The 25,893-nt window shown below is 58.0% G+C and carries 16 protein-coding genes and 3 pseudogenes; 12 read left to right on the plus strand and 7 right to left on the minus strand.

What is annotated here, in order from left to right:
- Positions 1 to 107: 107 nt before the first annotated feature.
- The 4 genes from C1949_RS17910 to C1949_RS17930 all read right to left on the minus strand — a co-directional run bounded on the left by C1949_RS17910 (position 108) and on the right by C1949_RS17930 (position 6,867).
- A complete protein-coding gene (locus C1949_RS17910; RefSeq protein WP_096006327.1) occupies positions 108 to 3,257 on the minus strand; it encodes an efflux RND transporter permease subunit in 3,150 nt (1,049 codons plus the stop codon).
- Positions 3,254 to 4,714, minus strand: coding sequence for an efflux RND transporter periplasmic adaptor subunit (locus tag C1949_RS17915; protein WP_088277994.1), 1,461 nt, complete (start codon positions 4,712 to 4,714; stop codon positions 3,254 to 3,256). The genes C1949_RS17910 and C1949_RS17915 overlap by 4 nt, the downstream gene beginning before the upstream one ends.
- Entirely contained in the window at positions 4,711 to 5,973 is a 1,263-nt protein-coding gene (locus C1949_RS17920; RefSeq protein WP_096006328.1) for a TolC family protein, read from the minus strand. Before C1949_RS17920 ends, C1949_RS17915 begins: the two co-directional genes overlap by 4 nt.
- 621 nt (positions 5,974 to 6,594) lie before the next feature.
- Entirely contained in the window at positions 6,595 to 6,867 is a 273-nt protein-coding gene (locus tag C1949_RS17930) for a helix-turn-helix domain-containing protein (RefSeq protein WP_096006329.1), read from the minus strand.
- A 112-nt stretch (positions 6,868 to 6,979) separates the two neighbouring features.
- Here C1949_RS17930 and C1949_RS17935 point away from each other — a divergent pair, with 112 nt between their 5' ends.
- Entirely contained in the window at positions 6,980 to 7,417 is a 438-nt protein-coding gene (locus tag C1949_RS17935) for a hypothetical protein (RefSeq protein WP_096006330.1), read from the plus strand.
- A gap of 110 nt (positions 7,418 to 7,527) precedes the next feature.
- Positions 7,528 to 7,929, plus strand: a complete 402-nt coding sequence (locus C1949_RS17940; RefSeq protein ID WP_229744500.1) for a DUF6957 family protein — start codon at positions 7,528 to 7,530, stop codon at positions 7,927 to 7,929.
- Positions 7,930 to 8,059: 130 nt separating this feature from the next.
- On the opposite strand, the pseudogene C1949_RS17945 reads toward C1949_RS17940, so the two are convergent.
- Positions 8,060 to 8,824, minus strand: a pseudogene (locus C1949_RS17945) (DDE-type integrase/transposase/recombinase).
- 62 nt (positions 8,825 to 8,886) lie between these two features.
- On the opposite strand from C1949_RS17945, the gene C1949_RS17950 reads away from it, so the two are divergent.
- From C1949_RS17950 to C1949_RS17985, 8 genes are all read left to right on the plus strand, one after another.
- The gene (locus C1949_RS17950) at positions 8,887 to 9,288 is read left to right on the plus strand and encodes an OB-fold protein (RefSeq protein ID WP_096006332.1); all 402 of its coding nucleotides are present in this window, start codon (positions 8,887 to 8,889) and stop codon (positions 9,286 to 9,288) included.
- A gap of 138 nt (positions 9,289 to 9,426) precedes the next feature.
- A complete protein-coding gene (locus C1949_RS17955) occupies positions 9,427 to 10,416 on the plus strand; it encodes a Fic family protein (RefSeq protein WP_104739786.1) in 990 nt (329 codons plus the stop codon).
- Positions 10,417 to 10,542: 126 nt separating this feature from the next.
- Complete coding sequence (locus C1949_RS17960) at positions 10,543 to 13,797, plus strand: SNF2-related protein (RefSeq protein ID WP_229744502.1); 3,255 nt, start codon at positions 10,543 to 10,545, stop codon at positions 13,795 to 13,797.
- 372 nt (positions 13,798 to 14,169) lie between these two features.
- Positions 14,170 to 16,083, plus strand: coding sequence for a class I SAM-dependent DNA methyltransferase (locus C1949_RS17965; RefSeq protein ID WP_104739787.1), 1,914 nt, complete (start codon positions 14,170 to 14,172; stop codon positions 16,081 to 16,083).
- Entirely contained in the window at positions 16,073 to 17,434 is a 1,362-nt protein-coding gene (locus C1949_RS17970) for a restriction endonuclease subunit S (RefSeq protein ID WP_104739788.1), read from the plus strand. The genes C1949_RS17965 and C1949_RS17970 overlap by 11 nt, the downstream gene beginning before the upstream one ends.
- A 785-nt stretch (positions 17,435 to 18,219) precedes the next feature.
- Positions 18,220 to 20,013, plus strand: a complete 1,794-nt coding sequence (locus C1949_RS17975; protein ID WP_229744504.1) for an AAA family ATPase — start codon at positions 18,220 to 18,222, stop codon at positions 20,011 to 20,013.
- Positions 20,013 to 21,338, plus strand: a complete 1,326-nt coding sequence (locus C1949_RS17980) for an McrC family protein (protein WP_104739789.1) — start codon at positions 20,013 to 20,015, stop codon at positions 21,336 to 21,338. The genes C1949_RS17975 and C1949_RS17980 overlap by 1 nt, the downstream gene beginning before the upstream one ends.
- Positions 21,339 to 21,342: 4 nt before the next feature.
- A complete protein-coding gene (locus C1949_RS17985) occupies positions 21,343 to 24,444 on the plus strand; it encodes a type I restriction endonuclease subunit R (RefSeq protein WP_104739790.1) in 3,102 nt (1,033 codons plus the stop codon).
- 107 nt (positions 24,445 to 24,551) lie between these two features.
- On the opposite strand, the pseudogene C1949_RS17990 reads toward C1949_RS17985, so the two are convergent.
- Together C1949_RS17990 and C1949_RS17995 are read right to left on the minus strand one after the other, a co-directional pair.
- Positions 24,552 to 24,983: pseudogene (locus tag C1949_RS17990) on the minus strand (integrase core domain-containing protein); the annotation flags it as partial.
- Positions 24,984 to 24,994: 11 nt separating this feature from the next.
- Positions 24,995 to 25,150: pseudogene (locus tag C1949_RS17995) on the minus strand (transposase domain-containing protein); the annotation flags it as partial.
- Between the two features lie 155 nt (positions 25,151 to 25,305).
- On the opposite strand from C1949_RS17995, the gene tnpA reads away from it, so the two are divergent.
- Positions 25,306 to 25,641 carry an IS66-like element accessory protein TnpA gene (tnpA, locus tag C1949_RS18000; RefSeq protein ID WP_211287211.1) on the plus strand — a complete coding sequence of 112 codons (336 nt, stop codon included), beginning with the start codon at positions 25,306 to 25,308 and terminating at the stop codon, positions 25,639 to 25,641.
- Positions 25,638 to 25,893: IS66 family insertion sequence element accessory protein TnpB (tnpB, locus tag C1949_RS18005; protein ID WP_146040348.1), on the plus strand; the 256-nt coding region annotated here is incomplete at its 3' end. The genes tnpA and tnpB, both read left to right, overlap by 4 nt.

A 25,893-nucleotide genomic window follows, 5' to 3' on the forward strand; every position in this document is an offset into this window, starting at 1 on the left:
AGCTCAACCTGTCATAAAAATGAAGTCAAAGTTACATCGCCGTAATGCTTCCTGCCGCGTTACCCGGGCGAGTCAGCTTGGCGCGTGGCTTGCCCGGGTTTGTAAAGCTATAGCTCCTGCGGTGCGCGAACCTTCTGTGTACGCTGCCTTCGCATCAGCCAGTACGCGGCCGGCAAAACCAACATGGACATCAGCGGCGCGGTAATCATGCCGCCGACCATGGGCGCGGCGATGCGCTTCATCACCTCAGATCCGGCACCTCCGCCCCAGAGGATTGGCAACAGGCCGGCGATGATCACGGCCACCGTCATCACCTTGGGCCGCACACGCAGCACCGCGCCTTCACGAATTGCCTCCAGTAGGGCCGGATCACCGCTGCGCCCGGTATCCACACGCGCATGCCAGGCGTTCTTCAGGTACAGCAGCATGATCACCCCGAACTCGGCCGAGACGCCGGCCAGGGCGATGAAGCCCACGCCGGTGGCCACCGACAGGTTGAAGCCGAACCAGTAGAGCAGCCAGATGCCGCCCGACAGGGCAAAGGGCAGGGTGGCCATGATCAGCAGGGCCTCGCCGAAGCGGCTGAAAGTCAGGTAGAGCAGCACGAAGATAATCAACAGAGTCGCCGGCACCACCCAGGCCAGCCGCGCATTGGCGCGCTCGAGGAATTCGAACTGACCGGAGTAGGAGACGGTCATGCCGGCGTCGAGTTGTACCCGCTCGGCGACGCGCTGCTGCAGCTCGCGCACGGTCGAGGCCAGGTCGCGCCCGCGGACATCGACATAGACCCAGCCGGACAGTCGCCCGTTCTCGCTGCGCAGCATCGGCGGCCCTTCGGTCAGACTAACCTGGGCGACGGTGCCCAAGGTGATCTGCTGGCCGGCTGGGGTGAGGATCGGCATACGCCGTAGTGCCTGCGGACTGTCTCGCCACTCCTTGGGATAGCGCAGGTTGATCGGGAAGCGGGCCAGTCCTTCAACCGTCTCACCAATATTGCTGCCGCCGATGGCGCCCGATACCACCGCCTGCACATCGGCGATGCTCAGGCCATAGCGCGCCGCGGCCAGTCGATCGATCTGGATGTCCACGTAACGGCCGCCAGTAAGGCGTTCTGCCAAGGCCGAACTCACCCCAGGCACCTCTTTGGCCACGGCCTCGATATCGCGCGTTATGCGCTCGATGTCGACCAAGGAGGTTCCGGACACTTTCACCCCAATGGGGCTCTTGATCCCCGTCGCCAGCATGTCGATGCGGTTGCGGATGGGCGGCACCCAGATATTGGACAGCCCCGGAACTTTTACCGCGCGATCCAGTTCCTCGATCAGCTTTTCGGGTGTCATCCCCGCGCGCCATTGATCGCGTGGTTTGAACTGCACCGTGGTCTCGAACATTTCCAGCGGTGCTGGATCGGTGGCGGTCTCTGCTCGCCCGGCCTTGCCGAATACCCGTGCCACTTCGGGCACCGTGAGGATCATCCGGTTGGTTTGCTGCAGCAGCTGGGTGGCCTTGCTGGCCGGCAAGCCGGGCAGGGCTGATGGCATGTACAACAGGTCGCCCTCGTCCATCGGCGGTAGAAACTCTCCTCCGAGTCTGCTGAGGGGCCAGAGACTGGACAAAAACACTAGCAAGGCCAGCGCTAGGGTCACCTTAGGCCAAGCCAGCACCCACTCCAGCACCGGCCGGTATGCACCGATCAGCCAACGATTCAAGGGGTTCTGTTGTTCGCTGGGGATATGCCCACGAATCCAATAGCCCATCAGCACCGGTACCAAGGTGATCGAGAGGCCAGCAGCGGCAGCCATGGCATAGGTCTTGGTGAATGCCAGCGGGCCAAACAGGCGACCCTCCTGGGCCTCCAGGGTGAAGACCGGGAGGAAAGACAGGGTGATGATCAAAAGGCTGAAGAACAGCGCCGGCCCGACCTCGGCCGCAGCTTCGCCGATCACCCGCCAGTGCGCCTCGCCCTGAAGCGGTTCACCGGGGTGTCGAGCCTTCCAGGCCTCGATGTGCTTGTGCGCGTTCTCGATCATCACCACGGCGGCATCGACCATGGCGCCGATGGCGATTGCGATCCCGCCGAGCGACATGATGTTGGCATTAACGCCCTGGTAGCGCATGACGATGAAGGCCATCAGGATGCCCAGGGGCAGGGTGATGATCGCGACCAGCGACGAGCGCAGGTGCCAGAGGAAGATCAGGCAAACCAGGGCAACCACCGCGAACTCTTCCAGCAGCTTGTAGCTGAGGTTATCGATGGCGCGGTCGATCAATTGCGAACGGTCATAGGTGGTGACCACCTCGACGCCGGCCGGCAAGCTGCCCTTCAGGCTGTCCAGCTTGGTCTTCACCGCGGCGATGGTATCGCGGGCATTCTTTCCGGAGCGCAAGATGACCACGCCACCTACAACTTCACCCTGGCCATCCAGCTCGGCAATGCCACGACGCATCTCTGGCCCCAACTGAATGGTGGCCACCTGACCCAGCAGCACCGGAACTCCGCTGGCCGAAGCCCGCAGCGGCACATTGCGGAAATCCGCCAGGCTCTCTAGATAGCCTGAAGCCCGGACCATGTACTCGCGCTCTGCCAGCTCCAGGATGGCGCCGCCGGTTTCCTGATTGGCGCTCTTCAGCGCCGCTTCGACCTCCTGCTGAGTTACCCCATAAGCCACCAGCTTCTGGGGATCGAGCAGCACTTGGTATTGCTTGACCATGCCGCCGAGGGTGGCCACTTCGGCTACGTTGGGCAGGCTCTTGAGTTCGTACTTAAGGAACCAGTCCTGCAGTGCCCGCAGCTGGGCAAGATCATGCTGGCCGCTGCGGTCGACCAAGGCGTACTGGTAGATCCAGCCCACGCCGGTGGCATCCGGCCCAAGGGTGGTGGTAACACCCTCGGGCAGGCGTTCCTGCGCCTGGTTGAGGTACTCCAGCACCCGCGAGCGTGCCCAGTAGAGGTCGGTATCGTCCTCGAACAGCACATAAACGAAGGAGTCGCCGAAGAACGAGTAGCCGCGCACTGTCTTCGCCCCCGGCACCGAGAGCATGGTGGTGGCCAGCGGGTAGGTCACCTGGTTCTCGACAATCTGCGGTGCCTGCCCGGGGAAGCTTGTGCGGATGATGACCTGGGTGTCGGACAGATCCGGCAGTGCATCCAACGGCGTGTTGCGCAGCGACCAGATGCCCAGGGCGGTGATGAACAGGGTGGCCAGCAGTACCAGGAAGCGGTTGCCGATAGACCAGTGGATCAGGCGCGCGATCATGGCTGGTCTCCTTCCTTGCGGAGCTGCTCGATCAGCAGGCCGGAGTTTGTCTGACGTGCGGCGATGCGTACGTGATCTCCTGGCTTAAGTCCCACAGCTACTTCGGAGCTGACCAGAGGAAAAGCCATGGTCATACCTGGCATATTCAGGCTCTCGAAGGGGCCATGCTCCAGGGTGACTTGTTTCCCGTCCAGTGCGCGAATAACGCCGTGAGACACATGCAGCCCCTCCGTGCTGTCCTGTTCTGCATTGCCGGCCAGGATGCCCTGCAGGCTGGCTTCCGAATCGATGAGGAACTGGCCGGAGGTAACGACCGCCTGACCTTCCTCAAGACCGGACAACACCTCCAGACGCCCATCGGCCTCGCGGCCCAAGGTGATTTCCTGGGGGCGGTAGCGTCCGTCGCCTTCGGCCAGCATCACCAATGCACGCTTGCCGGTGCGAATCACGGCTTCACTCGGCACAAGAAGCGTGGATTGTTCGACGGCACTGTTCAGGCGTACGGCGGCGAACATGCCGGGGCGCAACTTACCGGCAGGGTTGGGTAGCTCGCTGCGTACCGTGAGCGTGCGCGTTTGCGGATCGGCACTCGGCAGCAAGGCTATGACGCGGCCCAGCAGCGGTCGATCAGGAAAGGCCGTCAGGTTGGCGCGGATCTCGTCCCCGACCTGGATACTTCCGGCCATGGCCTCGGGTATCGCCGCATCGAGCCAGACACTGGATAGCCCGTTAATCAACGCCAGATCCTGCCCGGCTTCGACGGTCATCCCGGCGCGTACCTGCAAGGCTTGGAGCTCGCCGCTGATAGGTGTGGTGAGGGTTTGCACCGCCCGTGGTTTGCCGCTGCGGCGGACCTGCTCGATCAACGTTTGAGGCATGCCAAGCAGGCGCAGGCGCTCTTGGGCCGCACTTATCAAGCGAGTGTCAGCGGTACGCAGTACCGCCAGGAACTCCAACTGCGCGGCGGACCATTCGGGAATCAGCAGGTCGACCAGGGGGGCTCCGGCAGGCAGCACATCGCCCGGGGCGCGACCGTAAACCCGCTCGACGAATCCGCCGGCGCGGGCCTGGAGGTTCGCCACTTCTCGCTGGTTATAGGCCAGGGAACCCACCGCCTCGATATCCGAGGGCAGTACACCTCGGATCACCATCGAGGTTCGCATTCCGAGGTTCTGCACGGCTTGAGCGGGGATGCTCAGGACAGACGGATCCTGCTCGGATCCTGCGTATTTAGGGACAAGTTCCATATCCATGAAAGGTGACTTGCCCGGTTTATCGAAGCGCTGCTCAGGCTGCATAGGGTCGTACCAATAGAGCACCTTGCGCTCGTCCGTCGGTGCGGAGCTAGGCAGTAGCTCGTGTTTGGCTTGCCGCTGGGCCAGCCAGTAGCCACCGCCCGCCGCGCCAATGCCCACGGTCAGCACGGCGACCGCAAAACCAAATGTCGATATCTTCATTTCAGGCCCTCCACATAGGCGTAGTACAGACTTGCGGATAGCTGGCTCAACTTGCGCTGCTGTTCAATCTGCCGCAGCTGCGCCTCAATCAGGTCGCGCTGGGCAGTAATAACGGATGTGAGCTGGCTGTTACCGGCTTGGTAGGCGGCCAGTTCGAGTTCGGCACGTTTGCTTGCAAGCGGGATCAAGGTTTTTTCGGTGCGTGACAAGGTCCTGCGCAGTTGCTCAAGCTCGGCAATACCGCCTTCCAGCTCAGCCTGATGGGCGCGCAGTAATGCTTCCTGCTCGGCTTCCATCTGCGACACGCTTTGTTGTCTGGCGTTGATCTTGGGCCCCTGACGTGTGCCTACGAACAACGGCAGGTCGAACGTGAATTGCACCATCACCATATCGCCGAACTGGTTGTCGCGATTGTTGTAGGCAAACTCAACACCCCAGTCGGGGGTCTTCTCGGCGATGGCCTCGTTCAGCTCGGCGCTAGCCTCGCCGACTCGGGCGGAGGCAGCGCGCAACTCAGGGTGTGAGGCAATGCGTTGCTGCAGGTGCGGTGCCACCAGGTTCAGATTGGGAACACCTCCTTGCAAAGGCTGGTCAGCCTCGTTGCCTATCCAGCGGCGCAGCTTGGCACGAGCTACTGCCACATCGCGATTCAGTTCATCTCGCCGATCTTGTAACGCCAAAGCTTCCTGGTCGGCCTGCAACAGCTCGCCAGGCTGAGCACTACCGCCGGCAATTAGCGATTGCACGGTCGAGCGGAGCATCTCGATCTGACGGTCCAGTTGATCGAAGAGGCCAACACTGCGTTCGGCGTAGTACACGTCCAGCCAGCTCACTGCCGTCTGGCGCTTGATTTCCAACTGCATGGCACGCTGCTCGGCCTCGGCCCGCGTCATGGAGGCTTCGGCCAGTTGGCGACGGGCCAGACGCTTGTCGCCGTTTGGTACCTCCTGCATGAGTCCAATGCGGCGCATGGTCATGGAGTCACGATTAAGTGTGTAACGGTCAGGGCCTTCGATCGGCAGGTTGTCGATGCCTATAATCAGCTTGGGATCGGGCAAGGCGTCTGCGGGCCCTACAGCCTGCTGTGCCGATGCCACCTGCGCCTGGCGCGCGAGGTTCTCAGGGGCACTCTGTTCGGCCAGAGCTTGGGCTCGTTCGAAGGTTAGGGGCTGTGCCTGCGCGGCAAGCCAGGGAGCTGCCCAGAATGCGGCAGCCAACACGCCGAGATAGCCACGGCGTGGAAAAAGGAAAGCGGACATGCTTTCGCCTCCAATGCGATTGATTGAGGTCGCAGCTACGAAACGTGGTCGCGACGATGCGCCTGACTGTAAGGCGCGGGATGATCACGGCATTAGACGAAACGAGGAGGGCGCCAGAGTCCTGCGGGCTCTCGCTTAATCACCGACTGGGTCAGCAATATCTCGGGGCGTGAGGGGAGAGGGGATATGCTCTTGATCACGGTGGTCTGGAGAAGTCCTCCGGTCTTGCATTCCTGGCCGGATTTGCAGGGAGACTTATTGGCCACCCCATCAGACGTGTCCATTTGCTCGCAGCACGGAGCATCGGCCGTTGCATGGCCCTGATGATCGGCGCTCTGCATCGGGCAAGGTTGTGCCGGCATGCTGAAAGCCATACCGCCGAAGGTCGGCAGCACGAGGCTAGCAATCATTACCAGGATCAATCCAATCCGACGCACAGCAATTCACCAAGCGGGGCTATAGGGCGACTTTAGCAGATTGCCTCGAGGCATGAGCGCTCCTTTTGACGATAACAGCACTTCGTTGATTTGGATCACTCTGCCATAGCGCCAAGGTCTCCGCCGAGCTGAGGAATCACCACTCTGCTGGTGTTGCGCCGCGTGGTCGTGCCCTTGCTTCGCTTTAGTCGTGAGTAGTGGCTGGTCGTTCGAAGGCTGAGATTTCAGCTTCGAACCGAGCAACGAAGTCCAACAGGCTGATATTCAGCACCGCACAGATATCCCGGAGCTGGATCAGGTCAATCCGGCGAAACCCCCTTTCCATGTCGCTCACAAATGATTGAGCGCGGCCCAGAGCTTCAGCGAATTGACCCTGAGTCAGCCCAGAGTCCGTGCGGCACTGCCGCAGCAGCCGGAGCAGTACGACATATTCATCCCGGTGGATCGAGCTAACCATAACGTGCGCCTAGTGACTTTACAGCGAGCCACTGTAAATCTATGCTAGCGCTTTCTGGATATACGCAAAACAGATATATGTATTTTCTGCGCCGTCACATAGGAGCAAATCAATGCTGAGCTTCAAAGGATTAAGTTTGAGGGAGGCAGTAGAACGGGTCGTTGCGTGTCGAGCACCAGCGATGCAGCCGGAAGACCGTGAAGCGTTTGCCGCGTTGCTAGTCGCCGAGCTATTTAAGCTAGACCTTTATGATCGGCGTGATGGCCGGAATGAACGTATGTACTCCGCTAGTGAATTGTTGGACCAAGCGAAGGATGTGCTCGACACCTCGGAGCGAACCAAGGAGGTTTATTTCAACCTACTGCTCAGGATGATTCATGACCTTGAGACCCGCTGCGCCGATATGAGTTATGAACATTTTGGGGCCTGGATCAACAGGACTCACAACGATGTAACCCCGCCCCAACCGCTGCGATCTGGAGCTTGGATTTCTAGGATGTTGTTCACCCAGCGAATGCAGCAGGACGAGAGGGAGGAGGCCGCAGAGTAGAGCGTCAGAGTTCTTAATAAAGATGGCTTATCACTAAACGATGGTGCCACCTGCCAGCTCTACGCAGTCTAGCATCGCGGGAATACCAACCTGATTTGCGGAGAATGAACTTGGAATTAGTTGAAAGAATTTCGGCACTTTTGCACGGTCCGGGCGAGCCGATGGTTGGGAGCACGATGACCAACAATGAAGCGCTTGAGTACGCCCATGCAACCTCAAGCGGTGCTCCCTTCTGCTTGGTTCGCGATTGGATATGGATAGACCTGGATGGGCCGGAAAGCCAGCATGACTACCTAGCCCAACTGCAGCTGCAGCCAGTTATCCTTTTTGCCCACACGGTTGTGTACGACTCATCGCGACGATGGGACGTTGGGGATTTTGTGCGGACTACACCGCTGCATGCGTTCACGGATGGATTCGTGTTTCGCACGTTGAATACCAACTATGTCCTGTTGGGGGATGGTCTCCGGAAGCTTGCACACCCTGAAACCATTGCGATGATTACTGGATAAGGCGACTTTTTGCCGTCAAAACCTTTGATTCAGCTTGATTTTACAGCTGTAAAATCAAGCTGAATTAGTGAATCAAGGGGGGCTTGTCGACCCTAGGGAAACAGGGTGTGTACTGTAGTGGTCAAGTGTTTTAGGCCACCGTCTTTTGAGCTTTCCAGTAGGCCTGCTCAGCCACATTCGGCGGCAGTCCTTCATTATGCTTATGCGGGCGAAGGGCGCTGTAATAACCGATTCTGTTTTCAGGCTCCTGAAGAAGCGCTCTGTTGGGGCGTTATCCCAACAATTTCCCCGGCGACTGAGGCTCTGTTTCATCTGGTACCGCCAGAGCAACTGTCGGAAACCCAGGCTGGTGTACTGGCAGCCCTGATCCGAATGAAACATGACTTCCGACGGCTCTCCGCGTGATTCGTAGGCAATCGTCAAAGCCTTTTTTACCAGCTCCGTATTGGGCGATAAAGACATTGCCCAGCCTACCGGTTCACGAGAGAACAAATCGATGACCACCGCCAGGCCCGGTAGCTACTGCGATGCACCCCAAACACCTGACACAGATGGTGCACCGCATGGCTCTCTTCAAGTCGCTCGATTATCGAGAATTGCTCAGGGAGTCCGACATCAAGAGAGCGGTAGCCTTTTTTAATATCTCCTTCTCTTCCTCCACCCGCCGCAGCTTGCGCTTCAGTTCCTGAATCTCACGCTGCTCCGGGGTCAGCGCCTCACCTTTCTGTGGAGCCTTGCCGGATCGCTCCGCTCGGAGTCGGCGCACCCAGTACTCCATCGTGGATTTACCGACACCCATTGCCTCACAGGCTGCCTTCAGGGTGTAACCCTGGTCTACCACAAGCTGGGCGGCTTCCAAGCGGAATTCCGGGCTGTATCTTTTAATCTTCCTCATCGTCTGCATCTGACTTTCTATGTGAGTGATCATACACTCAAAGTCAGGTGGCCAGATTCACTATGCCACTACATAGCCGTTCTGTTGTTCGGTCTGGTACAAGCACAGCTGCACCTGCAGCATCCCGTCCGGCTCCGGTGGACCAACCGCTGTTGCAGGTAACTGCGAGCCAGTTGGCACAGGCCTATGACCGCAATACCGTTGCGGCGGATCAGCAGTTCAAGGGCAAGCGGTTTCAAGTTACGGGTGTCGTCGACTCGATTAACACCAACTTTCTTGGGCGTCCCTATTTGACGCTCCGTGACGGTGTGAATCAGTTCATGGAGCCGCAGTTCGAGCTGGATCGTAGCTATGAATCCTACGCGGCCAAGCTTCAGGCCGGCATGCGTGTCAGTCTTGTGCACACGGGTAGCGGCGATGTGGCTAAAACGCCGATGTCCAAGGGTTGCAAGCCCGCGGATTGAGGTCGCTTTGACTTGCACGTATTGAACGCTTGAGCTGGCTGCGTTAGCTATCCAGAATGTAGCGGATAGTATTTACTGCAGGCGACGCAGTGCGCAGCCGCGGTGAAACGGCTCTTTTTGACTATTGGGATGTGATACGTGCCAGATTACCAACCTCCGTTAACGCTGACTCCCCGCATGCTCGCTCTAGTGGCCGAGATCAGCGAGCTGGTTGGGCGTTTGAGCGCACAGGAGCAGAGCCGCCTTACCCCGCAGCTTCGACGCGGCAATCGGATTCGAACCATTCAGGCCTCTCTTGCCATCGAAAACAATACCTTGAGCGTTGAGCAGGTGACTGCGGTGCTTGATGGCAGGCGAGTGCTCGGGTTGCCGGCGGAGATTCAGGAGGTACGTAATGCGTTTGCGGCTTACGATGCTATGGCCGGTTGGCAACCCGACTCGGTGGAGCACCTGCTGACAGCACATCGCCTGCTCATGCATGGGTTGCTGGACGATGCAGGGTGCTATCGAGCGGGCGGTGTAGGTATTTATCGCGGCGAGAAACTGCTGCACATGGCGCCACCGCCCAGCCGGGTTGCTTTGCTGATGCAGGACTTACTTGCCTGGCTCGCTGCTACCGAGCTGCCGGCACTGATAGCCAGCTGCGTGTTTCATTACGAGTTTGAATTTATCCATCCCTTTGCGGACGGTAATGGGCGCATGGGGCGACTCTGGCAGACGCTCATCCTGAGTCGCTGGCAGCCATTGCTGGCTTATCTGCCGGTGGAGACGGTCATCCAGACACATCAAGGTGAGTATTACGCAGCACTTGCCGAAGCTGACAAGGTATCCGAAGCCTCCCCGTTTGTGCTGTTCATGCTGGGGGCTCTGCGCGAAGCGTTGCTTGAAGCGGTAGCTGGCGACCAAGTAAGCGACCAAGTAAGCGACCAAGTAGAACGGTTGATGGCGGTGCTGCAGCCAGGTGTTGCACTGAAAGCGAGTGAATTGATGGAGCTTTTGCATCTCTCTCATCGTCACAGCTTCGGCAAATCGTATTTGAAGCCGGCGCTTGCCGCCGGCTTGATCGAAATGACTGACCCCGCGTCGCCGCGGAGTCCTGCGCAGCGTTATCGACGCAAGCTGCTTTGATAGTGTCAGAGCGCGGGCCTTGGCTGCGTCATGCCATCAGGTCGATCTGGTACACATACTCAGGGTAAGGCGTTACGCAGAGCGCAAGGGAGTGTGGCCGGGGAGGGTGTCTTACGGAGTACAAGTATGCAGGGATCGCTGTTTGATCAGTCGCCATCCGGCGATGCTGAGTTGCCGCCCCCAGGGCGTATGCCGCTTAATCACGGAGGCCGTCAGGTTCATCGCACCCTGATGCCAGACCTTTTGGCTGATGGCGATGCACTAGTTGTAACCGGCTACAGCGGGCTCGACCAGCTCATACGCTTGGTAAGTCAACGAGGGGACGCTGCGGGTCAGCTCAGACTGTTGCTGGGCTCGGAACCCTCCTCAAGCAGCTCACAGGATTTTTCCCTGCACAATAGGAGTTTTGAGCAGGAAGTACGTTCTTATTGGCTCAGCAGAGGGATCTCTCTGCGCTTGAGCGGACAACTGATTCATTGCATTGAGTTGCTTCGGAATGGGCTCGTTTCAGTCCGCTATCCGGGGCCGGGGCCTCGTGTGCATGCCAAAATCTACTGTACGCAAGTGGCTGTTACCCTGGGTTCCAGCAACTTCACTGCACCGGGTCTGCACTCGCAGCATGAGGCCAACGCCCGCTTTACCCCCAAAGACGAGCCGCGGCGTTACCGAGAGATATGGCAATACGCTGAGTTTCTATGGGAGCATGGTACCGATGCTAAAGACGCTTTACTGGCGCTACTGGAAAATCTGCTGCGCTGTGTAACCTGGCGAGAAGCACTCGCTCGGGCCTGTGCCGAGCTGCTTGAGGGGGACTGGGCTGCCAGCTATCTGGAGTCTCTTGGACATTCCTCAGATGTCGCGCTCTGGCCTTCCCAGCGCAAAGGTATCGGTCAGGCACTGTATCTCATCGAGACGGTGGGAGGCGTGTTGATCGCGGATGCGACTGGCTCGGGCAAGACCCGAATGGGCGTGCATCTACTGCGTGCCGTTTATGATCGGATCTGGTCAGCATCCCGTGGGCATAAAGGCCTGATTGCGATGGTGTGCCCGCCCTTGGTATTGGCCAACTGGGAGCGCGAAAGCCTGCGTTGCTTCCTCCAGATCAATATTCGCTCTCATGGCGCATTGAGTCACTCCAGAGCAGGGGACGAGAGCGTCATCTCCGACCTGATGGTGCGGTCACAAACCCTGGCGGTTGATGAGGCGCACAATTTCCTGAGCCAGACGTCTAACCGCTCTCGTCAATTGGTTCATAACCTGGCAGATCAGGTCGTGCTGTTTACAGCAACCCCGTTCAATCGATCCGCCAGCGACCTGCTGCGTATGATCGACATTCTTGGTGCAGACAACTTCGATGATCAGGTGCTAGCCAGCCTGGAACGACTGACGCGCCTGAAAGGCGGGTTGAGAGACGCGGCACCAGAGGATCTCGCGACGCTTAAGAGTGCGCTTGCCCGATTCATGGTGCGCCGCACCAAGAAGCAGCTCAATAGCATGGTCGATCTTGAACCGGACGCATACCGCTTGCCTTCGGGCCGAGTTTGTCGATATCCGGAGCATCATTCGCAGGTCTACGAGCTGAATGAAAGTGCGAGCGACGTTAAGCTTGCCGGAGAGATCCTGGCAATTGCCCGATCATTGGTGGGCATAACGCATTTTGAAAAAGCTTTGTATCTGCCCGAAAGCCATGCTCGATCCGGAATGAGTGCTGAGGCGTACCTGCAAATGCGGCTAAAATCCGCCAAGGGGCTTGCCTGTCATCATGTTATGGCCAGTTTGCGTTCATCTCGACTGGCCTTGTTCCGGCATATTCTCGGTGAGCGCGAGGCATTGCAACGGTTGCATCTGCAGCATGATCTTGCAGTGGAGGGCGATGATGCCACCGGCAATATGCGGGAGCGTATTACTGCTCTGCAGGGGCGTGTTCCTGAGAATCGTCTGGGCATCGACTTGCCTACATGGCTATCAGACCCGGAGGAGCATCGCCGGGAGTGCGAAGCGGAGGTAGGTCGTTACACCTATATCCTGATGCGCTTGGAGCGCATGAGCGACGGCAGGGAGCAACGTAAATGCCAGCTGTTACTTGGCCTGGCTCGGCAGCACGAGCAAGTCATTGCCTTCGATCATTTTCCTTTGACGTTACGTTATCTTCAGTACCTTATAGCGCGGTCGCATGGCGACAACCGTGTCGAGGTTTTGCTTGGGGTAGGGGGCAAGAAACGGCAGAACCAGGCGCTGCAGGCGCGACTCGATCCTGAGCGTGGGAAGGGGCGGGTGATCGCGCTGTGCAGCGATGCCTTGTCTGAGGGCGTTAACCTGCAGCGCGCCTCGGCAATGGTGCATCTGGATATGCCCAGTGTGGTGCGTTACGCCGAGCAGCGGGTCGGTCGCATAGACCGTATGGATAGCCCCCATGACAGCATCGAATGCTGGTGGCCCAGGGACGCTGATACCTTTGCTCTCAAGGCAGATGAGCGGTTTATTGCGCGCGTAGAGGATGTTGAGTCTTCGCTTGGCGGTAACTTGCAACTGCCCGATGCCCTGCTGGCCAACTCAGGACCAGAGCGGCTGATAACACCAGAGCAACAGCAGCAGGAGCTTGAGGAGCGCGCGTCTATCCCCTGGGACGGTGTTGAGGATGCATTCGCAGCGGTGCGAGGACTGCTCGAAGGGGATCGAGCGATGCTGACGGCAGAGGACTACGCCATGGTTAGAGAAGAAACTCTGGCGGTCTTGTCCCGTGTCAGTCTGGTGAAGTCCGATCAACCGTGGCTATTTGTTTGTCTGGCCGGAGAGGCCAAAAGGGCGCCTCGCTGGGTGTTGATCGTTGATCAGCAGCCTAAGCCGTTGGTGCATTTGCCGGATATTGTCGAACAGCTGCGGCAACGCTTGGGGCAGGGGCAGAAGGACCTCCCGCTCAGTCATGGTGCTGGGCGGCAACTTGAGCGCTTCCTCGTAAGGTTGTCTGAGCAGGAGCGTCTGTTGCTGCCGCAACGTAAACAGCGTGCACTGGATCAGATGCAGGATGTTATTTCAGTCTGGGCAAGCCGCAAGGGGTGGATTGAAAGCACTGGTCAGGCTGATGCTATTCAGCGTTTGTTGCAGACGCTCAAGCATAACCACATAGAAGGCTGCCCCGATTGGGCGCAGCTGGCAGACGCCTGGTTGGATCTCGTGCGGCCTACATGGTTTGGCTATCTGAACAAGGTTGCTCGACGCTCACAGATTGTCCGCTTGCGTGACATTCGCAAGGCGCTACTCGCTGAGGCGTTGCCGGCTTCGACTATCATCGAGCGGATCTCGGGCATCGCCCTGCGGCAAACTTGGGAAGAAAGAATTGTTGCGTGTGTGCTGGGTTACTCCGGCACACAGACGGAATAAGGTAACTAGTGCCCTGTCTGCTTAGGCGAATTACGTCAGACCCGCCTGAAAACTTGACCTGTATGCATGACCATTATTGGTCTGTCAGCTAACCCGACATATCATCCAACTGTGCCCGCTTGGAGTAGGCAGGGATGGATCCCATCGGTCATGGATGACCGACTCTGTTTCAGGGTCTCCGGCAAAAACACCGCGGGAGACAACAACCGCTTTACCCCGTGACTGTCGCTGGCTAAAGTGATGGCCATCACTCTTCGCCGCAGGTCATCAGGGATGGACCGCTCGATGCTACCTGCTTCGCTCCTCCCTGCTTGCCTCCGGTAATCCGCGTTGTTTCAAGGCCGCCGTAGCGTGGCTTGCAGGAGTTTTGTTATGCATGATCAGGCCCGCCTGTCGCAGTCGCTGTTGGCTTTGGTGCCGGTCGATGGTTCCAGCATTGGCAACCAGTCGTTGTTTGAGCAGTTGAGTGCTGCCTTTCCCGATCTTTCTCAGGATGCATTTGTCGATGCCCGTGATGCGCTGATTGCGCAGGGCGTGTTGCAGAAGGGGCGAGGGCGTGGAGGTTCGGTCAAGCGCAGTGAGGCCGAAGGCAGCGCTGTGGCTGCCAAGCCTGCTGCAGTAAAGAAACCGGCGCGCAGCACCGAGAAAGCCGCTGTCAGCAGCATGGATGACCTGAAGAAGACCCTCTGGGCCACCGCCGATAAGCTGCGCGCCAACATGGACGCCGCCGAGTACAAGCACATCGTGCTTGGGCTGATCTTCCTCAAGTACATTTCCGACAGCTTCGCCAGCCGCCGCGCCGAGTTGGAGCGCAAGCTGACCGATGAAAACGATGACTACTATCTGGGTGATGACGACCCCGAGCTGCTGGCCGCCGAGCTGGAAGATCGCGATTACTACCGCGAGGTCAACGTGTTCTGGGTTCCGGAAGTGGCACGCTGGGAGTCGATCCGTTCTGCTGCCAAGCAGGCGGACATCGGCAAGCGCATTGATGATGCGCTAGCGGCCATTGAGGCAGAAAACCCGCGCCTGAAGAACATCCTCGACAAGCGCTATGCCCGCGCCCAATTGCCGGACGGCAAGCTGGGCGAGCTGGTGGATCTGGTCTCGACCATCGGCTTTGGTGACGACACCGGCAAGGCGCGCGATCTGCTGGGACAGGTGTACGAATACTTCCTCGGCCAGTTCGCCAGTGCCGAAGGCAAGAAGGGTGGCCAGTTCTATACGCCCGCCAGCATTGTGAAAACCCTAGTCGCAGTGCTCAACCCGCACCATGGCAAGGTCTACGACCCCTGCTGTGGCTCAGGCGGGATGTTCGTGCAGTCGGAGAAGTTCATCGAGGCCCACGGCGGTAAGCTGGGCGACGTGTCCATCTACGGCCAGGAGTCCAACCCCACCACCTGGCGACTGGCGGCGATGAACCTCGCCATTCGCGGTATCGACTTCAATCTGGGCAAGGAGCCGGCGGATACCTTTATCCGCAACCAGCACGCGGATCTGCGCGCCGACTTTGTATTGGCCAACCCGCCGTTCAATATCAGCGACTGGTGGCATGGCAGCCTGGAAGGCGACCCACGCTGGGTGTTCGGCACGCCGCCGCAGGGCAATGCCAACTACGCCTGGCTGCAGCACATGCTCTACCACCTCAAGCCCAACGGTCGCGCAGGCATTGTGCTGGCCAACGGCTCAATGAGCTCCAGCCAGAACAGCGAAGGCGACATTCGCCGCGCCATGGTCGAGGCCGATGTGGTGGAAGTGATGGTCGCGCTGCCCGGTCAGCTGTTCTTCAATACCCAGATTCCCGCCTGCCTGTGGTTCCTCGCTAAGGACAAGCGCCATGCCCTGAGCACCGCCGGCATCGACCGCAGCGGCCAGGTGCTGTTTATCGACGCGCGCAAGCTCGGCACCAGCGTTAGCCGCGTGCAGATTGAATTGACCGATGCCGATATCGAGCGTATCGCTCAGACTGTCGCCGCCTGGCGCGGCGAAACCCTCGATGCGCCGGACTCCACCTCCCGTCATTCCCGCGAGGGCGGGAATCTAGCCGAGCCCTACGAGGACATCCCCGGCTTCTGCCGCAGCGTCACACTCTTGGAGATCGCCGAGCATGGTCATGTACTCACCCCCGGCCGTTATGTCGGTGCCGAAGAGGTGGAGGATGACGACGAAGCCTTTGCCGAGAAGATGCAGCGCTTGACCAAACAGCTTGGCGAGCAGATGCAGAAGGGCGCGGAACTCGACCAGTTGATCCGGCAGAAGCTGGGGGGGCTGGGGTATGAGTTCTGAGTGGCCTTTAAAAGAGCTTGAATTTATTGCTAATGAGGTAACGGTTGGCTACGTGGGCTCAATGGCTTCTGAGTATGTTGAGGATGGTGTGCCATTCCTTCGCTCTCTGAATATTGAGCCGTTCCGGGTCAATGCCAATGAGATAAAGTACGTTACGCCTGAGTTTCATAAGCAAATCAAAAAATCGGCTCTTCGTCCTGGGGACGTAGCCATCGTTCGCACTGGAAAGCCTGGTACGTGCGCGGTCATCCCAGATTGGTTACCTGACGCTAATTGCTCTGATTTGGTGATTGTGCGGTGTGGGGAGCAAATTCGCCCGCGTTTTCTGTGTTACTGGGTTAACTCAGTAGCAGCTCATCACATCAGCTCACACATAGTTGGCGCTGTGCAACAGCATTTCAATGTTGGGGCAGCCAAGAAGATGAAGGTGGCTGTTCCGGATATATCCACGCAAGATGCTGTTGTTGAGGTTCTGGGCAGTATCGACGACCGAATCACCCTGTTACGTGAAACCAACGCCACCCTGGAAGCCATCGCCCAGGCGCTGTTCAAGTCCTGGTTCGTTGATTTCGACCCCGTGCGTGCCAAGGCCGAAGGCAGCCAGCCGGAAGGCGCTATACAGGGATGTATGAGTGCCGCTGAAGGCAGGATGCCGAAAGCGGCCATGGACGCCACCACCGCCGCCCTGTTTCCCGATAGCTTCGAAGAGTCCGAGCTGGGGTTGGTGCCGAAGGGGTGGAGGATCGGTACCGTAGATGACCTCTGTGCCCAGATAACCAACGGGGGGACGCCAAGTCGATCTAGAAAAGATTTTTGGGAAGGAGGCTCGACTCCCTGGTTCAAAACTGGCGAGTTCTGCGATGGTTTTTTGCTTGAGCCAAGCGAGCGTATTACTGACGAAGGGGTAGTGGGCTCAAGTGTGAAGTTGCTGCCTGAGAACGCCATATTAATGGCTATCTATGCAGCCCCCACAGTTGGGCGACTTGGGATACTTACAGAGCCATCTGCCTTCAACCAAGCTTGCACCGGGATGGTTGCCAAAGGGTCGGTTGGGCCGTGGTTCCTGTATCTGACACTTTATTTCGGAAGGGACTGGTTCAACAGTCGGGCCAATGGTGCTGCGCAGCAAAACATCTCTAAAGCAATTGTCGCTGGATACTCTGTAGTGATTCCAGACGATAACGTCCTGAAATCTTTCAACGAAAATGCTGAATTATTGTTCGCAAAAATTCGTGCCGGGACTGTGCAAGCCCAAACCCTCACCCAACTCCGCGACACCCTCTTACCTCGCCTGATGTCCGGTCAGCTGCGTCTGCCTGAAGCCGAGTCCCTGATGGAGAAAGCCCTGTGAGCGACATCAACACACACGCATTCAAGGACTGGATGATCGCTGCTGGCAAGTCAGCCAATACCGTCAGCAATTATGTGAGTGGCGTAAATACGGTTTCCAGGCACTACGGCCGGGATGTGTTTGCAATTCTGGATCTGGCTGAGCTCGCTCGACTATGTACTCAGTACGGTTCGGGCGGCGAATACGCCGAAATTGGTGCGAGCAATAGCAATAACGTGCACAGCGGACTGCGGCAGTGGTTTGTTTATCAAACCGAGCGCCAGGCTGTGGTCAGTGAGGCCGTGCTTGACCGCGTGTGTGTCGAAAGGCCGGGCGATGCCGTGGTCCGCGAGCAGGTGCGACACGTCGCCGAGTCGATATGCAAACGTTATCCCAGTGCTGATGTTTATCCCTTACGGCGCAAAAACGCGAAAGATATTTACCTGGGCTTCGGCAATAAGGAACCGGGCACTCGCGCTAAGGGCATCGCCGTGGTGCTCCTTGTTCGTGCTAATGGTATCCGGTGTGGGTTGCAGCACAATGGTGCTCTGCACAAGCAGCTCAAGCAAATGGGCCAGGAGAGCTCAGGCCTTGCCCGTTTCAACGGCGTCGAGACGGCTTCAGTAGAGCAAGTTCAAGACTGGTTGAGGCAGTTGGATGCCGTACTTGGATCGGTGTTTAGCCGCGCGCTGAATGACGGCAACGCGAGGCGTGTGGAGGACTACATGTCGGCAGAGATAGAGCAAGCAGATGATCAGGAAGCACCGACAGGTGAAGAGTCTCTCGTCAAATCGGAGGATAGGAGCATGAACACGGTCCCTTTGAACCAAATTCTGTTCGGCCCGCCCGGTACCGGCAAGACCTACAACACCATCAACGAAGCGCTGAAGATTCTGGCGCCGCAGCTTTGGGAGCAGAACAGTGGTGACGACCCCGACTCGCGCAAACGCTTGAAAGAGGCGTTCGATGAGCTTGTTGACAAGGAGCGTATCCGCTTTGTGACCTTTCACCAGAGCTTCAGCTATGAGGATTTTGTGGAGGGGCTGCGCGCTCGCACGGATGAGACAACTGGCCAGTTGCGTTATGACGTGGTGGATGGGGTATTTAAGTCACTCTGTGAGGCTGCTGCGTCCAAGGTGACTCGACACGCTGAGGCACCTTCTGAGGTCGGTCAGCGGCGAGTGTGGAAAATGTCGTTGGGCAATACCTTGGGTGATGATGCCAGCATTTTTCAGGAGTGCATCAATGGGGGGTATGCGCTGCTGGGCTATGGCGGCGGTATCAATTTTGCGGGCTGCACCAACCGGCAGCAGGTGCAGGAGCGTTTTGCCGAGGAAGGTGTTGTACCAGGCAATCCTGGAACGGATTACGGTATCACCAGCGTGACTGCATTTGTGGCCAAGATGAAGGTCGGTGACCTGATTGTTGTGTCGGACGGGAACTTCAAGTTTCGGGCTATCGGTGAAGTGACAGGGGATTACCAGTTCAAGCCGCATAGCGAATTTGATGCGGATTACTCGCAAATGCGGCCGGTGAGGTGGCTGCGGCATTACCAGCCTTCCTTGCCACACTCGGAGCTGCTGAATGCGCAGTTCAGCCAAATGACACTCTACGAACTACGCGCTCCGACCCTCAATCAGGAGAAGCTTGAGCGCTTGCTGGGCGCCAGTGCTTCGGAGAGGAGTGCGGAGAATGACGCTCGGGTACTGATCATTGATGAGATCAACCGGGGCAGCGTTTCTCGCATCTTTGGTGAGCTGATCACGTTGATCGAAGAGAGTAAGCGAGCCGGTAGACCCGAGGCGTTGCCCATCGTGCTGCCTTACTCTCAGACGCGATTCACGGTGCCGGATAACCTCTACATCATCGGAACAATGAACACTACCGACCGCTCGTTGGCTGGGCTCGATATCGCCCTGCGTCGTCGTTTTGTGTTCAAGGAAATGCCGCCCCGGCCAGAGTTGCTGGATGATGTAACGGTGGCGGGTGTGAATGTGGGGCAGTTGCTGCGGGTCATGAATCAGCGCATTGAAGTGCTGCTTGATCGAGACCACTGCCTGGGACACGCCTACTTTATGCCTTTGGCGGATGATTCGACGATAGATCGGCTTGCGAATATTTTCCGCAACCAAATACTCCCGCTACTCCAGGAGTATTTCTTCGAAGACTGGCAACGCATTGGCTGGGTACTGAACGACCATCGGAAGGCTGTTAGCGACCGCTTTGTCCAGCAGAAGAGCGGCCAGGCAATAGCATTGTTTGGGCCGCATGTGGGGGAGGGGCTGGCTGATGGTGTCTGGGCGTTGAATGAGGATGCGTTCGAGCGCCAAGAGGCATACCTCGGCATTATCGACGCGTCTCGCCTTGCAGTAGAGCCTGAGGTTAAACGGCAGGCGTCTCACGGCGATCTTGTTCTTCGGGAGCTGGCGAGCGGGACGATCGAACTTCTGCACAACGGCAAGTTAAAGCAGCCAGTGTTGCCGGTGCTGCGTGAACTAGCCAGTGATGCTGGCATAGACATTCAGAATGCAAACGGTAACGACCTGAACACTCGCACGCTCGGCGGCAAGCTAATCACGCATCTGAGTAATGGTGGCTAGTGAGCAAGCCTATCGTCATTCGCGAGTACGCTCGTCTGACCACTGAGCAGGTGGAGAATACGCTCGACCTGGCTCACGTTTCGGCGAGTGCGTTCGAATGGCTGTGTGAACTGAGCGCTCAATTTAGCCGCAATGGCGCGCGCCTGTTGCAGTTGGATGGTAAGAGGGCATTGAAGTGGGACTCATACGTCGGGGTGCTGGAAACACCCTGTGGTACGCGAATAGAAATTGTACCCAAGCACCACGAAGAAGGTGACTGCCTGCAAAAAGGTCGGCACTTGCTGCGCAAGCTGATTCAACGTGCCTTGAACCTCGACTCGCGTCAGACATCGGTAGCCAGTATCGAGCTGTTTGACGCACCGCTCAGCGAATGGGTAATGGCGCAGTTTCTGGCAGAGCTCGACCTCCTGGTAAAGCGGGGTGTGCGGTTTGACTACCAACGAGTTGAGGAGGAGCAGCGCTTTCTGCGTGGCCAGCTCAATGTGGTTGCACAGATGCGTCAGCGGCCAGGACGGCAGCACTACTTCCAGATTCGCCACGACGTATTTCAGCCCGATCGCGCTGAGAACCGTCTGCTCAAATCAGCTTTGGAGCAGGTGGCGAAGAGTACCAGGGATGCTAACAACTGGCGGCTAGCCGCTGAGCTGCGCGCGATGCTCAGCGATTTGCCCGCAAGCCGTCAGATCGACTTGGACTTCCGGGCTTGGAGCACCGACCGCCTGATGGCGCACTACCAGGCAATAAAGCCCTGGTGCGAGCTGATCCTCAATCAGCAGATGCCGCTGGCGGTGAGCGGTGAGTGGCGCGGAATGAGCATGCTGTTCCCGATGGAGAAGCTGTTTGAACGCTATGTAGAGGGCTGGCTGAGGAACTGCCTAGTGCCAGGTGCCGAGCTGATTACGCAGGGCAAAGGGGGCGGTGAGTCTTTGTGCAAACAAGGTTCAAAACCGGTGTTTAAGTTGAAGCCCGACTTCCTTGTTGATAACGATGGTAGGCGTTGGGTCTTGGATGCAAAGTGGAAACGCGCCGCGCAGGGGGCTGAGAAAAAGAAAGAAGCACTGCGTGAAGCGGATTTTTATCAGTTGTTCGCCTATGGTCACAAATACCTGGATGGCAAGGGCGAGCTGGCGCTGATCTACCCGAGAACCCGACAATTCGACCAGCCGCTGCCACCCTTTGATTACAGCCCGGATTTGCGGCTTTGGGCTTTACCTTTTGATTTAGACGCTGATAGGTTACTGATCGATGATGAGATGCAGTTCACAGACTGCATGAGGGCGGCAATGGGTACTGCTCCGCTCGACCAGGCAGTAATACCGGGATAAAGGAATGACCGAAGATCAACTGGAGCAGGAAGCACTCGGCTGGCTGGGTGAGTTGGGCTATCAGCACCTCTATGGGCCGGATATTGCCCATGATGGCGATAACCCGGAGCGCGAGAGCTACCGTGACGTGGTGCTTGCCATGCGGCTCCGTGCAGCGGTTGCGCGGCTGAACCCCGCTGTGCCGCTCGCCGCTCGTGAGGAAGCGGTGCGTCAGGTGCTGGAGTTGGGTGTACCTGTTCAGCTGTCTGCCAATCGCCTGTTTCATCGTCTGCTGGTCAGTGGTGTGCCGGTTCAGTATCAGAAGGACGGTGAGACGCGTGGCGATTTCGTGCGTCTGATCGACTGGGCGGATGTGAAGGCCAACGAGTGGCTTGCGGTCAATCAGTTCAGTATCCAGGGCCTCAAGCATACCCGCCGACCGGATATCATTCTGTTCGTCAATGGCTTGCCTCTGGTACTGGTCGAGCTGAAGAACCCGGCGGATGTGAATGCGGATCTGGTCAAAGCGTTCGACCAGATCCAGACCTACAAAGAGCAGATTCCGGACTTATTCCAATACAACGAGATCCTGATTATCTCCGATGGTAGCGAAGCCCGAATGGGCTCGCTGTCGGCCGATATCGAGCGCTTCGCCCGTTGGCGCACCATTGATGGTGTGAGTCTCGACCCGCTTGGGCAGTTCAGCGAGCTGGAAACGTTGATGCGCGGTGTGCTGGCGCCGGAGATGTTGCTCGATTACCTGCGCTACTTCGTGTTGTTCGAGGATGACGGCAGGTTGGTGAAGAAGATCGCCGGCTATCACCAGTTTCATGCGGTGCGCGCTGCCATCAATCAGGTAGTGGATGCGTCGCGCCCGGGCGGTTCGCACAAGGGCGGGGTGGTGTGGCACACCCAGGGCTCAGGTAAGAGCATCACTATGACCTGTTTTGCTGCACGGGTGATGCAGGCGAGCCAGATGGAGAACCCCACCATCGTCGTGATCACCGATCGTAATGATCTGGATGGTCAGCTGTTTGGGGTGTTCTCCCTGTCGCAGGACCTGTTGCGCGAGCAGCCGGTTCAGGTTGCCACCCGCGGAGACCTGCGGGAAAAGCTGTCCAATCGCCCGAGTGGCGGGATAGTGTTCGCGACCATTCAAAAGTTCATGCCCGGGGAGGATGAAGACAGCTTCCCGGTGCTGTCTACCCGTTCCAACATCGTCGTCATTGCCGACGAGGCACATCGCACGCAGTACGGCTTCAATGCTGAGCTCAAGGTCGATACGTTGAAGGTGGCCGAAGGGCAGGCTCGGTATCAGGTGGGCTATGCACAGCACCTGCGTGATGCACTGCCGAATGCCACCTTCGTGGCGTTCACCGGCACGCCGGTTTCCAGTGAGGACCGTGATACGCGCGCGGTGTTTGGCGACTACATTCACGTCTACGACATGCAGCAGGCAAAGGAAGATGGTGCAACGGTCGCTATCTACTATGAGTCCCGCTTGGCCAAGCTGGCGCTGAAAGACAGTGATATGCCGCACATTGACGATCAGGTCGATGAGCTGGCTGAGGATGAAGAAGAGGATCAGCAGTCACGGCTCAAGTCGCGTTGGGCCGCACTGGAAAAGGTGGTGGGTGCAGAGCCACGCATCAAGAGTATTGCGGCAGATCTGATTCAGCATTTCGAGGAACGCAATCAAGCGCAGCAGGGCAAGGCCATGGTCGTCACCATGAGTCGTGAGATCTGTGTGCACCTCTACAACGAAATCATCGCGCTGCGTCCTGATTGGCATGACGAGGACCCGGAGAAGGGCGCCATCAAAGTAGTGATGACTGGCAGCGCATCTGATAAAGCGTTGCTCCGGCCGCATATCTACTCTGGGCAGGTGAAGAAACGGCTGGAGAAACGCTTCAAAGACCCGAAAGATCCGCTGCAGATCGTGATCGTCCGTGACATGTGGCTGACCGGCTTCGATGCACCCTGTGTGCACACGCTCTACGTCGACAAGCCGATGAAGGGGCACAACCTGATGCAGGCGATTGCGCGCGTCAATCGGGTGTTCAAGGATAAGCAGGGCGGACTGGTGGTCGACTACATTGGCATCGCCAATGAACTCAAGTCGGCGCTGAAGGAGTACACCGCAAGCAAGGGGCGCGGGCGGCCTACTGTCGACGCTCATGAAGCCTATTCGCTGCTGGCCGAGAAGATGGATATCTTGCGTGGCATGCTGCACGGCTTTGATTACAGCGACTATCTGAATGGCGGCCACAAGCTGTTGGCTGGTGCGGCGAACCATATCCTTGGCCTTGAGGATGGCAAGAAGCGCTTTGCTGACAACGCACTGGCGATGAGTAAGGCGTTTAGCCTGTGCTGCACGCTTGATGAGGCGAAAGCTGAGCGGGAGGAGGTTGCGTTCTTCCAGGCAATCAAAGTTCTGCTCACCAAGCGAGATATCAGCGCGAAGAAAAAGACCGACGAAGAGCGTGAGTTGGCAATCCGCCAGATCATCGGCAATGCGGTTGTGACGGGTGATGTGGTGGACGTGTTTGCGGCTGTTGGCCTTGATAAGCCGAACATCGGTTTGCTCGATGACGACTTCCTTGCTGAAGTGCGCAGCCTCCCCGAGAAGAACCTCGCGGTAGAACTACTTGAGCGCCTGCTGGAAGGGGAGATCAAAAGTCGATTCTCCACCAACGTCGCTCAAGAAAAGAAATTCTCCGAGCTGCTGAGCAATGTCATTGCCCGCTATCAGAACCGTTCCATTGAAACGGCTCAAGTCATTGAAGAACTCATCGACATGGCGAAGAAATTCGCCGCCGCTAGCAAACGCGGCGAGACCCTGGGTCTTAACGATGATGAGCTGGCTTTCTACGATGCGTTGGCCAATAACGAGGCTTCCGTCCGCGAGCTGGGCGATGAGATCCTTGCCAAGATTGCCCATGAGCTGACCGATGGTTTACGCAAAAATGTCACGGTGGATTGGAACAACCGAGACAGCGTCCGGGCAAAGCTGCGTCTGATGGTTAAGCGCATTCTTCGCAAATACAAATATCCGCCGGACAAGCAGGAAGAGGCAGCACAGCTGGTGCTGGTGCAGGCTGAGAAGCTGTGTGAGGAATGGGTGTGAGAAGTCGAGAACGTGGATGTTTCTGCTCCAGCATGCCGAGCTGCCAGCTGAAGCTTTTATCGTTGGAAGGCTTGTGTGTAGTTGCCCCCGCTAAACCGGACACCACCTCATTCGTTTGATGCCAGTTCCGCCCTGTACTCCCAGGGCGATTTCATTTTCAGCCCCTTGTGCGGGTGGCTGCGGTTATAGTCTTCGACCCATTCCGGCAACCTAGCCATCACCGTGGCGGCATCAGGGAGATCGTTCAAGTACACATAGTCGCGCTTAAACGTCTTCACGAAGGCCTCAGCCATGCCGTTGCTCTGAGGGCTTCTCACCGGTGTGGTGCACACGACAAAGCCCAGAGAGGACGCGAAGGCTCGCGTTTCTTTGGCAGTGTAGCAACAGCCATTGTCCGTCAGCCATTCCAGCGGATGAGGCACTCGCTCTGACTGGCCGAATCGGTACTGCAAGCTTTACAGCAGCAGGTCTTGAACCATCTCACCGGGGATGCCAGCAGTAGTCGCCACGTAGCGCATCGTAAGCGTACGGGGAATACACCTTGCGTCGATCAGCCCGGAATCCACTGATGCGGCAGCAGTTGCTCGATCTCGCTAGCCTTCTGCGTCGGCAACCGCGTTAGCACGTCCTTCAGGTAGGCATACGGATCATGGCCATTCATGCGAGCTGACTGGATCAGGCTCATGAATGCAGCCGCGTGTTTACCGCAAAGCTGGAGTTCAAAAGGTGTGTTCACCGGACGCTTACGGCCTTTTTTTGTAACCGTCCGGGCAACACACCTCCTCAATTCCGCCTGGTAGCGGCATGGTGTCCACCTGTTTTTGGTGGACACCATTTCAAGCCCCTTGCGGAGGAACTCCCGTGCCAGGCCTACGCCGCTCCTATCCCAAATCCTTCAAGGCCCAGGTCGTCGAGGAGTGCAGCCAGCCCGGTGCCTCGGTTGCCGGCGTAGCCTTGAGTCCTGGCCTTAACGCCAATCTCGTGCACAAGTGGATTCGCCGCCAGCAGGCACAGCTGCCTGCTGTACCCTCCAGTTTTATTCCGATCCCTCTCGTCCCGAGCCTACCTGCTACCCCGAGTGCTGCCGACATGGCCATCCAGATCGTTATTCCTCATCGGGTCGGCAAGCTGTCGGTGCAGTGGCCGGGCAACGACCCTGAAGGTTGTGCTCGTTTCCTGCGCGAGCTGCTGAAGTGATCCGCATTGAACGCATTTGGCTCGCCACTGAGCCTCTGGACATGCGCGCCGGCACTGACACAGCGCTGGCCCGCGTAGTCGCCGTATTCGGGGCGGCGCAGCCGCACTGCGCCTACCTGTTCGCCAACAAGCGCGCCAACCGGATGAAGGTGCTAGTGCATGATGGTGTGGGCATCTGGCTTGCCGCACGGCGACTGAATCAGGGCAAGTTCCACTGGCCAGGCGTGCATCGTGGTCTGGAGGTCGAACTCG

Origin of the sequence: Halopseudomonas oceani (assembly GCF_002903165.1) — a bacterium.
In the GTDB taxonomy this organism is placed as follows: Bacteria; Pseudomonadota; Gammaproteobacteria; order Pseudomonadales; family Pseudomonadaceae; genus Halopseudomonas; species Halopseudomonas oceani.

Coding starts and splice junctions, on each gene's coding strand:
- C1949_RS17910 (WP_096006327.1), bottom strand. CDS start 3,257: ATGATCGCGCGCCTGATCCACTGGTCTATCGGCAACCGCTTCCTGGTA.
- C1949_RS17915 (WP_088277994.1), bottom strand. CDS start 4,714: ATGAAGATATCGACATTTGGTTTTGCGGTCGCCGTGCTGACCGTGGGC.
- C1949_RS17920 (WP_096006328.1), bottom strand. CDS start 5,973: ATGTCCGCTTTCCTTTTTCCACGCCGTGGCTATCTCGGCGTGTTGGCT.
- C1949_RS17930 (WP_096006329.1), bottom strand. CDS start 6,867: ATGGTTAGCTCGATCCACCGGGATGAATATGTCGTACTGCTCCGGCTG.
- C1949_RS17935 (WP_096006330.1), top strand. CDS start 6,980: ATGCTGAGCTTCAAAGGATTAAGTTTGAGGGAGGCAGTAGAACGGGTC.
- C1949_RS17950 (WP_096006332.1), top strand. CDS start 8,887: ATGCCACTACATAGCCGTTCTGTTGTTCGGTCTGGTACAAGCACAGCT.
- C1949_RS17960 (WP_229744502.1), top strand. CDS start 10,543: ATGCAGGGATCGCTGTTTGATCAGTCGCCATCCGGCGATGCTGAGTTG.
- C1949_RS17965 (WP_104739787.1), top strand. CDS start 14,170: ATGCATGATCAGGCCCGCCTGTCGCAGTCGCTGTTGGCTTTGGTGCCG.
- C1949_RS17970 (WP_104739788.1), top strand. CDS start 16,073: ATGAGTTCTGAGTGGCCTTTAAAAGAGCTTGAATTTATTGCTAATGAG.
- C1949_RS17975 (WP_229744504.1), top strand. CDS start 18,220: ATGAACACGGTCCCTTTGAACCAAATTCTGTTCGGCCCGCCCGGTACC.
- C1949_RS17985 (WP_104739790.1), top strand. CDS start 21,343: ATGACCGAAGATCAACTGGAGCAGGAAGCACTCGGCTGGCTGGGTGAG.